The sequence below is a fragment of the Pseudomonas sp. HMWF006 genome, from assembly GCF_003061205.1.
Lineage (GTDB): Bacteria > Pseudomonadota > Gammaproteobacteria > Pseudomonadales > Pseudomonadaceae > Aquipseudomonas > Aquipseudomonas monsensis.
Genome location: NZ_QAIU01000506.1, coordinates 4,237 through 9,970, shown reverse-complemented (window position 1 = coordinate 9,970; position 5,734 = coordinate 4,237). Strand labels below are relative to the sequence as shown.

The 5,734-nt window shown below is 61.2% G+C and carries 7 protein-coding genes; 6 read left to right on the top strand and 1 reads right to left on the bottom strand.

Annotated elements, in window-relative coordinates; genetic code table 11:
* Positions 1-55 precede the first annotated feature (55 nt).
* Positions 56-1,159, top strand: a complete 1,104-nt coding sequence (locus DBR24_RS22515; RefSeq protein ID WP_123466387.1) for a sigma-54-dependent Fis family transcriptional regulator — start codon at positions 56-58, stop codon at positions 1,157-1,159.
* Here DBR24_RS22515 and DBR24_RS22510 read toward each other — a convergent pair.
* Complete coding sequence (locus DBR24_RS22510) at positions 1,156-1,509, bottom strand: antibiotic biosynthesis monooxygenase (protein WP_123466389.1); 354 nt, start codon at positions 1,507-1,509, stop codon at positions 1,156-1,158. The two genes, DBR24_RS22515 and DBR24_RS22510, sit on opposite strands and share 4 nt — an antisense overlap.
* A gap of 92 nt (positions 1,510-1,601) precedes the next feature.
* On the opposite strand from DBR24_RS22510, the gene soxR reads away from it, so the two are divergent.
* The 5 genes from soxR to DBR24_RS33295 form a co-directional block, all read left to right on the top strand.
* Entirely contained in the window at positions 1,602-2,057 is a 456-nt protein-coding gene (soxR, locus tag DBR24_RS22505) for a redox-sensitive transcriptional activator SoxR (RefSeq protein ID WP_123466391.1), read from the top strand.
* A gap of 162 nt (positions 2,058-2,219) precedes the next feature.
* Positions 2,220-2,678: a VOC family protein gene (locus DBR24_RS22500; RefSeq protein ID WP_128615842.1), complete on the top strand. Its 459-nt coding sequence runs from the start codon at positions 2,220-2,222 to the stop codon at positions 2,676-2,678.
* 214 nt (positions 2,679-2,892) lie between these two features.
* On the top strand, positions 2,893-3,768 hold the full coding sequence (locus tag DBR24_RS22495) for an alpha/beta fold hydrolase (RefSeq protein WP_128615841.1): 876 nt from the start codon (positions 2,893-2,895) through the stop codon (positions 3,766-3,768).
* A 96-nt stretch (positions 3,769-3,864) separates the two neighbouring features.
* Entirely contained in the window at positions 3,865-5,166 is a 1,302-nt protein-coding gene (locus DBR24_RS22490; protein WP_128615840.1) for a dicarboxylate/amino acid:cation symporter, read from the top strand.
* Between the two features lie 57 nt (positions 5,167-5,223).
* On the top strand, positions 5,224-5,734 hold a 511-nt coding region (locus DBR24_RS33295), incomplete at its 3' end, for a LysR family transcriptional regulator (RefSeq protein WP_305889135.1).

Here is a 5,734-nt window from a genome sequence, read left to right as displayed (position 1 = left end):
GTCCCTGCCAGTGCCGACGTTCTATTCCTGATCCTGCCTCTATAAGGACGCGCCCATGCAACTGCTGACCCTACCGCCCTCACCCGCCCTGGCGACGTCGATTCGCGCTACCGCGCAGGTGTTCGAAGACCCGAAATCCCAGGCATTGCTCGCGCACCTGCAACAGGTCGCGCCGAGCGAGGCCAGCGTGCTGATCATCGGCGAGACCGGTACCGGCAAGGAACTGGTGGCGCGGCATATTCATAACCTGAGCCATCGCCGTCATCGTCCATTCATCGCCGTCAATTGCGGAGCGTTTTCCGAATCGCTGGTGGAAGCCGAATTGTTCGGTCACGAAAAAGGCGCGTTCACCGGCGCCCTGAGCGCCAAGGCCGGGTGGTTCGAGGAAGCTGATGGCGGCACCTTGTTCCTTGACGAAATCGGCGATCTGCCGATGGCGATTCAGGTGAAGTTGTTGCGCGTGTTGCAGGAGCGCGAGGTGGTGCGCCTCGGTTCGCGCAAGAGCATTCCCATCGACGTGCGGGTGCTGGCGGCCACCAACGTGCAACTGGAGAAGGCCATTAATGCCGGCAACTTTCGCGAAGATCTGTATTACCGGCTCAATGTGGTCAATCTGGAACTGAGTCCGTTGCGCGAACGGCCCGGCGATATCCTGCCGTTGACCCGGCATTTCATCGAGGCCTACAGCCAGCGTCTGGGTTACGGCCGCGTCAATATCAGCCCCGGCGCCGAGCACAAACTGCGCGCCTACGGCTGGCCGGGCAACATCCGCGAGCTGGAAAACGTCATCCATCACACCTTGTTGATCTGCCGCAACGGCGTGATCGAGCGTGACGATCTACGCCTGTCGAACCTGCGCATCGAGCGACCGGACGATCACCACAGCAGTGCCGACGATTCACCGGAAGCCTTGCTGGAACAAGCCTTTGAAAAACTCTTCGCGCAACAGGCCGGTGCGTTGCACGAAAAAGTCGAAGACGCCTTGCTGCGCGCCGCTTATCGCTTCTGCCATTACAACCAGGTGCATACGGCGGCGCTGCTCGGTCTGAGCCGCAACGTTACGCGCACGCGCCTGATCAAGATCGGTGAACTGGCGGTGAACAAGCGGCGACATTGCGAGAACCTGCAAGGTGAGCGTTTGATCCAGTTGTCGATCTAGCCGACCAGGTTGCAGTGCAGCGCATCGTCGTGACTGCGGGCAATGCTGCTCAGCACCTGGAAGGAGTTGAACGTGATGGTTCGCGCGTGATGGGCGTGGATCAGTTGCCAGAAGTCTTGCTCGCCGCTTTCGAAACTGCGAAACGCGGCCTCTCCCGCCTCACGACTCTGCCATTGCAGAAAGCTCAGCACACGCCGGCCATCGTCGCTGGCCTGCACACTGGCGCTGACGAAACCGTCGTAACGCTGGGCCAGGCGTTCGGTCTGCACCGACAGCGCGCTGACCAGAGCCGGTTGCTGACGGGGTTCGATTTCAAATTCGATCAATTGGGTAAAGCTGCGGTTTTTCATGGAAAGCCCCCACTCGGCGTTAGACGAATCTTGCGACTCGAAGGCCTGCAGGGTAAAACCTCTAGTTAAGTCAAGGTCAAGAGCATTTTGCAATGATCACCAAGGAAAACGTACACAAGCCGCTCACCGTCGGCGAAGTCGCGGCCCGCAGCGGCGTCGCGGTCACGGCCCTGCACTTTTATGAATCGAAGGGACTGATCAAGAGCCAGCGCAATGCCGGCAATCAGCGGCGGTATCCACGGGCGGTGTTGCGGCGGGTGGCATTGATCAAAGTCGCCCAGCGTCTGGGCATCCCCCTGGCGGAGATTGGCGAGGCGCTGAAGCGGCTCCCGGAGGATCGCGCCCCGACGGCGGCGGACTGGAAGGTTTTGTCCGAGCAATGGCGGCAGGAACTGGATGAGCGGATCAACCAACTGACCCTGCTGCGCGACCGGCTCACCGGTTGCATCGGCTGTGGGTGTCTGTCGATGGAGGCGTGTCCGCTGCGCAATCAGGGCGATGTGCTGGGGGAACAGGGGCCGGGGGCGCATTTTCCCGTCGAGCCTTAATCGTTCGTTGTGGCGAGGGAGCTTGCCACAAGGTCAACGTGAGCGTGGCCTTGCGGGTGCTGCTCGTCGGTTGAAAATCCTGGCCGTCAGGACAGTTCTATAGTGATTCTTCCGGAAAACCGGTGAAGCCCAATTTATAGAACAACAATCAGGGAGAACGTCATGAGCGTCAAACCCATTCCCGAGGGGTATCACAGCATTACCCCGTATCTCGGCATCCATAAGGCCACCGAAGCCATCGACTTCTACAAAAAAGCCTTCGGTGCCACCGAAGTCATGCGTCTGGACATGCCCGACGGCCGAATCGGCCATGCGGAGCTGCGCATCGGCGACAGCGCGATCATGCTCGGTACGCCTTGCGATCAGGGGCCGTTGAGCGGCCCGGACAACGCGGTGTCGGTCGGTTTGCATCTGTATGTCACCGATGTCGACAAATCATTTCAACGGGCACTCGACGCCGGGGCGACGACGGTGTCCGAGGTCAAGGATCAGTTTTACGGGGATCGCAGCGGGACGTTGAAGGATCCCTATGGGCACCTGTGGTTTCTCGCTTCGCGCAAGGAAGATCTGACCGAAGCGCAGATTCGGCAGCGGGCGCTGGAGATGTTTCAGCAAGCCTGAGTTTGTTCGGCGCCAGCAATGGCCTCTTCGCGGGCAAGCCCGCTCCCACAAGGGAACGCATTCCAAATGTGGGAGCGGGCTTGCCCGCGAAGAGGCCGGCACACGCAACACGCATCACACTTCATGAACCGCCACACCACGCTTCCCGTATTGCCCCCGGCGCCACACCCTTTCAGGATGCATCCAACAAGAACCCTGAAAAAGGATCAGCCCGATGTTTGCCGGATTTCTCAAGGACCAGCGCCACGTCAACGGCGTCGACATTGCCTGCCGCGTCGGCGGCAGCGGACCGGGCCTGTTGCTGCTGCACGGTCACCCGCAGACCCACGTGATCTGGCACAAGATTGCCGAGCAACTGGCCGAACACTTCACCGTGGTCGCCGCCGATCTGCGCGGGTATGGCGACAGCGCTCGCCCCGCCGCCGATGAGCTGCACCGCAATTACTCGAAACGCGAAATGGCCCGCGACAATGTCGAGTTGATGCAAGCGCTGGGCTTCGAGCGGTTTTCGATACTCGCCCACGACCGGGGCGCACGGGTCGCCCACCGCCTGGCCCTCGATCACCCGGATGCCGTGCAGCGCATGATGCTGCTCGATATCGCGCCGACCCTGTCGATGTACACGCAGACCAACGAAGCATTTGCCCGCGCCTACTGGCACTGGTTCTTCCTGATCCGCCCGGCGCCATTGCCGGAAACCCTGATCGAAGCCGATCCCGAGGCTTATCTGCGCAGCGTGATGGGCAGCCGCAGTGCCGGGCTCAAGCCGTTCACCGACGAGGCTTTCGCGGAATATCGACGCTGTCTGCAACGACCGGGCAGTGCCCGCGGCATCTGCGAAGACTATCGCGCCAGCGCCGACATCGACTTGCAGCACGACCGCGCCGACATCGCCGCCGGACACCACCTGAAGTTGCCGCTGCGCGTGTTGTGGGGCGCCGAAGGCACCGTCGGGCGTTGCTTCGATCCGCTCAAGGAATGGCAGCAGGTGGCAGCCGACGTCAGCGGCCAGGCATTGCCCGCCGGCCACTACCTCGCCGAAGAAGTCCCGGAACTGTTGCTCGCCGAAGCGCTGACCTTTTTGCGCTGACCGCCGCTTCGCCCTGACCTGAACCGTTTCCTGCCACGGGCCTCGACTGGCCCGTGCAGGATCCTCATGCCCGAAATCCGTCTCGAGATAATAACAATGACTATTCGAAAACTACTGGGAACCCTTTATGTACAGGTGCTCGTCGCCATCGCCCTCGGCGTGCTGATCGGCCATTACTGGCCGCAGGCCGGAGTCGAACTCAAGCCGCTGGGTGACGGTTTCATCAAACTGATCAAGATGATCATCGGCCCGATCATCTTCTGCACGGTGGTCTCCGGCATCACCAGCATGCACGACGTGAAACAGGTCGGCCGGGTCGGCGGCAAAGCGTTGCTGTACTTCGAAGTGGTATCGAGCCTCGCCCTGGTGATCGGCATCCTTGCCGCGCATCTGCTGCATCCCGGCGCCGGTTTCAACATTGACGTGAAGACCCTCGACTCCTCGGCGATTGCCGGTTTTGTCGGTCAGGCCGAGCACGGCGAAGGCATCACCGGGTTTCTCCTGCATGTGATCCCGACGACGTTTTTCGACGCATTCTCCAAGGGAGAAATTCTCCCGGTGCTGTTCGTTTCGGTGCTGTTTGGCGTGGCGCTGGTGATGGTCGGTGAAAAGGGCCGGCCGCTGGTGGGCATCATCAATCAGGCCAGTGAAGTGTTCTTCCGCATTGTCGGCATGATTGCCCGGGTGGCACCGATTGGCGCGTTCGGCGCGATTGCCTTCACCATTGGCAAGTATGGGGTCGGCTCGCTGCTGCCGTTGTTGAAGCTGATCGGCACGTTCTACCTGACCGCGTTTATCTTCGTGGCCTGCGTGCTCGGCGCGATCGCGCGGTACGCCGGATTCAGCATTTTCAAACTGCTCGGCTATATAAAGGCTGAACTGCTGATCGTGCTCGGCACCAGCTCTTCCGAATCAGCGTTGCCACAACTGATCCAGAAACTGGAAAGCCTGGGCGCCTCGAAAGGCGTGGTCGGCATCGTGGTGCCGACCGGTTACACCTTCAACCTGGATGGCACCAACATCTATATGACCCTGGCGGTGTTGTTCCTTGCCCAGGCGACCAATATCGACTTGTCGCTGGAACAGCAGCTGACCTTGTTGGCGGTGGCCATGCTCACCTCCAAAGGTGCAGGCGCCGTGGTCGGTGCCGGATTTGTCGCGCTGGCGGCGAGCCTGGCCGTGGTGCCGACCGTGCCGGTGGCGGCGATGGTGCTGATCCTCGGCGTCGACCGTTTCATGGCCGAATGCCGTTCACTGACCAACATCATTGGCAACGCGGTTGCTGCATTGGTCATCGCCGCGTGGGAGGGTGAACTGGATCGCGACAAACTCGCGCCCATCGCCCTCAAGTCCGGCCGTCATGCCCGTGCCGCCAAAGCCAGAGTTGCCACCGAGTAATCGCCGCCAACGGCAATGCTATTCTGGCGGCTTGTGCCGCCAGTGTTCGTTTTTGACATGTCCCAGAAGAAAGACACCGTGCCCCTGCCCGAAGACCTGCGTGTGCTGCTCACCGTGATCCGCCAGAACGGCTTCGCCGCCGCGGCCGATGAGTTGGGCCTGTCACCGGCCTACGTCAGCAAACGCATCCAGATTCTCGAAACCACCCTCGGCACTCGTCTGCTGCACCGCACCAGTCGTCGTGTCTCGCTGACCGAGGACGGCGAACGGGTGCAGCGCTGGGCGTTGCGCATTCTCGATGACTTTCAGCAACTGCACGACGAGCTGTCCGACGCGCACGACAGCCCACGTGGGCGTTTGCACATCTGCAGCAGTTTCGGTTTCGGGCGCAATCACGTGGCACCCGCGGTGTCGTTGCTGGCGGAACGTTATCCGCACCTGGAAATTCGCCTCGACCTGTTCGACCGGGTGGTGGACATCATCAACGAAGGCTTTGACCTGGAGATCCGCGTTGGCGATGACATTCCCGGCCAGCACCTCGGCCGGCGTCTGGCCAGTAACCGGCGGG

Excerpts from the sequence above, each read along its gene's own strand:
- DBR24_RS22515 (WP_123466387.1), top strand. The coding sequence starts at position 56 with ATGCAACTGCTGACCCTACCGCCCTCACCCGCCCTGGCGACGTCGATT.
- DBR24_RS22510 (WP_123466389.1), bottom strand. The coding sequence starts at position 1,509 with ATGAAAAACCGCAGCTTTACCCAATTGATCGAATTTGAAATCGAACCC.
- soxR (WP_123466391.1), top strand. The coding sequence starts at position 1,602 with ATGATCACCAAGGAAAACGTACACAAGCCGCTCACCGTCGGCGAAGTC.
- DBR24_RS22500 (WP_128615842.1), top strand. The coding sequence starts at position 2,220 with ATGAGCGTCAAACCCATTCCCGAGGGGTATCACAGCATTACCCCGTAT.
- DBR24_RS22495 (WP_128615841.1), top strand. The coding sequence starts at position 2,893 with ATGTTTGCCGGATTTCTCAAGGACCAGCGCCACGTCAACGGCGTCGAC.
- DBR24_RS22490 (WP_128615840.1), top strand. The coding sequence starts at position 3,865 with ATGACTATTCGAAAACTACTGGGAACCCTTTATGTACAGGTGCTCGTC.